The following is a 2,937-nucleotide window of genomic DNA, read 5'->3' as shown; positions in this document are numbered from 1 at the left end:
AAATAAAGATACTTCTCGTTAAAACGAAATTCACTGTAGATAAGTAAAGTATGCGCAGTTACGATCATTAATACAACTAAGTTGGGAACGGGAGATCTATCCTTAATATCTGAGAAAACAGCAAATACTCCAACAATAAGTGCCCAGGAGATCGATTTTGTAATTAGATAGGTGATTTTAAGTTTGTCAAAAACAAAGAATGTATACAAAAGAAAAAAGGGCTTATTCCAGTTCCTCAGTAACCTGATCAGGACAGTTTGCCTATCGATATCTATCAATCTATTTGAGCGTATCACATATATCCATGCACTAACAATTATTAGCGCCAAAATATAAAGTAAAATAGCAACAGGAATAAGGTAATGTCCAAAATTAAAGCCAATTATGATGGCAAATAAGACGTAGATTATCAGGGGAAAAAATATGTTAAACTGCACATAAAACCAACTCTTAAATTGTTGCCATTTGCCAAATGAGGAAATGCTGTGATATAGGAATTCGTTATTTTTTGCCATCAATTGTGTGGTAACATATTGCCAGCTTTTAATTGTGTAAATAAAAGCAGCCAAACAGAAAAAACCCATTATTACCGGACTGCTTACCAATGATAGCGTAATCATCAGATTCCAAACCGTAAATGCCCATATAGGAACACTCCCCAGTGTATTTATAAAAAAACAATAACAGAGTATTGTACCAAAAAGGAAAATCAACATTCCAGAATGCATCCGGTAAAAACCAGACGAGAAAATTTTCATCAATACATTAGTTAACGGCGATTGTCTCATTTCTCCATTGTAAGTGTTTGTTTATCTACCAGCAGTACCCGGGCTTTCGTTAATAACACTTCACTTAATGGCTGATGAGACGACAAAAGAAAAGTAGTGTTTTCTTCTTCATGCTTTTTCAGTATCCACCGGCATAATATGTCCAATGATTCCGTATCAATAGTAATCAAGGGCTCATCAAGCAGAATTACTTTAGGCCTACCTAAAAAAGCAAGCACTAAGGAGAGCTTTTTAAGCATTCCACTAGAATAAGAGCCCACTGCATTGCTCAGATAGCTTTCCATTTTCATGCTTTTTATGAAATACAATTCCTGACCAGGGGTTGCCTGTTTTGCTTTTGCAAATAAGGCAATCATTTCCCATCCGGTTAAAAATTCAGGATAAATAGGTTCTGCATCAGCAAAATTTACCATTTTTCGATAAGGAACGCTATCCTTTTTAACGCTCACATTGTTCAATAATATTTCACCCTCAAAGAAGAGAAATCCGCCAATGGACTTTAATAAAGTGCTTTTTCCGGAACCATTAACACCTTTTATCCAATAGATGCCAGGCTCAATCCTTAGGCTTTCTATTTGTAAAATCGGATGATAACCATATGATTTTCGGAAGTTGGTAAATTGTAGCATTCAGGATACTTAAATTGTGATTGATGATTTTTTACATTTTGTAGCGCCAGACTAACCTATTAGAAGAACTGAGAAAAGAAATGTTACATTTTAGATCCATTCAGATCAAACGACTTTAGAAATAAAATTTATAGCATTATCTTTTGGTACAAAGAAATAAATATGTTGTTTAATATCGTATAAGCATTACCTTTGCAGCAATTATGTTMAGAGGCCTAATCGCTTTTTCTTTAATCTTCATGATGTTGACTGCTAATTTCAGCAGATTCTTCATCTATGCCGGATTTGAGCTGAACAAGAATTACATTGCTTCGGAACTTTGTGAGAACAGAGACAAACCAATGATGCATTGCAATGGGAAGTGTTACCTGATGAAAAAGCTTAAGCAGGCCGAAGAGAAAGAAAAGAACCAAAGTCGGGCTGCACAAAAAGGTCATTTTCAGGAAGCACTTATCATACATAAAACAAATTTCAATTTTTTACCCCAACTGATTAAAGTAATTAACCCTTTTGAACTGCCTTTTGCACTTCCAAGGCATTCAGCTGCTATATTCCATCCACCTCAGGCATAGTCAATGCTTACCGCAGAATGTTACATTCTGCTATTTTCATGGAATAACAATTATACTTTAATTTTTTACAATGCACCTATTCAGATACTTATATATATCTATGGGGCTGGCTATGATATTTTGTCATACGCAAGCTCAAACACGGCTTATTAAAGGTCGTATCTACGACTCTMAAACACGTCAGCCATTAGCTGGTGTTATTTTAACAACAAATACTGCTCAACAAGTAGGTAAGTCTGATGTAAAAGGATACTTTGAAATCGATGGCTCTCAGCTAGATGGACAACTAAAAGCGACCTTACCTGGTTACAAATCACAGACCATTAAAATCAACGCCTATCAAAACGATCTGAATGTTCAGCTAGAAGCAGATGGAGTAAGCCTCAATGAGGTTAGGGTTGCAGGCTACAGTGAAAACAAGACCAACAAGGAAACGGCAGGAGGATTATCGTTGATCACATCAAGAGATATCAACCGTGGAAGTGCAGTTTCATTGCAACCTGCTTTAAATTCAATTCCTGGGGTCCGAATGGATCAAAGCACGCTCTCGGAAGCCCGAATTTCAATAAGAGGTAATGGCGTGCGTGCATCTTACGGCATTCGTAACGTAAAGGTTTATGTAAATGAAATCCCTGTTACAGAAGCCGATGGCACCACCAGAATTGAAGCACTTGATGTAAACAGCATTGGTAGAGCGGAGGTGATAAAAGGCCCTGCTTCAAGTATATATGGTGCGGGAACAGCTGGGGTTATTAACTTTCAATTACAGCGATCGCCATACCAGGAACAAAGCATAGAAGCTTCTGCACTTGTTGGTTCTTATGGCTTACACCGTTTAGCTACCACCTACAGAAGCGGAGGAGATAAAGTGAATAGCTATGCTTCATATGGCTGGCAGGAATACGATGGTTATCGTGAGCATAGCAAAGATATGCGTAGGTTTTTAAC

Annotated in this window: 4 protein-coding genes; 2 read left to right on the top strand and 2 right to left on the bottom strand. The window is 37.1% G+C overall.

What is annotated here, in order from left to right; genetic code table 11:
• Together AC1DG9_RS25735 and AC1DG9_RS25730 are read right to left on the bottom strand one after the other, a co-directional pair.
• Positions 1-758, bottom strand: a 758-nt coding sequence (locus AC1DG9_RS25735) for a hypothetical protein (protein WP_477635533.1), incomplete at its 3' end; no start/stop codon positions are given.
• A 26-nt stretch (positions 759-784) separates the two neighbouring features.
• Positions 785-1,417: an ABC transporter ATP-binding protein gene (locus AC1DG9_RS25730; RefSeq protein WP_172662636.1), complete on the bottom strand. Its 633-nt coding sequence runs from the start codon at positions 1,415-1,417 to the stop codon at positions 785-787.
• A gap of 239 nt (positions 1,418-1,656) precedes the next feature.
• Here AC1DG9_RS25730 and AC1DG9_RS25725 point away from each other — a divergent pair, with 239 nt between their 5' ends.
• Positions 1,657-1,989, top strand: coding sequence for a hypothetical protein (locus tag AC1DG9_RS25725; protein ID WP_477635532.1), 333 nt, complete (start codon positions 1,657-1,659; stop codon positions 1,987-1,989).
• A gap of 70 nt (positions 1,990-2,059) precedes the next feature.
• On the top strand, positions 2,060-2,937 hold an 878-nt coding region (locus AC1DG9_RS25720), incomplete at its 3' end, for a TonB-dependent receptor plug domain-containing protein (protein WP_477635531.1).

This window comes from Pedobacter sp. 05L430 (assembly GCF_056397585.1).
Note: the sequence above shows the minus strand (reverse complement) of the source record. Positions and strands in the feature narration are given on the sequence as shown.

Excerpts from the sequence above, each read along its gene's own strand:
- AC1DG9_RS25725 (WP_477635532.1), top strand. The coding sequence starts at position 1,657 with ATGATGTTGACTGCTAATTTCAGCAGATTCTTCATCTATGCCGGATTT.
- AC1DG9_RS25730 (WP_172662636.1), bottom strand. The coding sequence starts at position 1,417 with ATGCTACAATTTACCAACTTCCGAAAATCATATGGTTATCATCCGATT.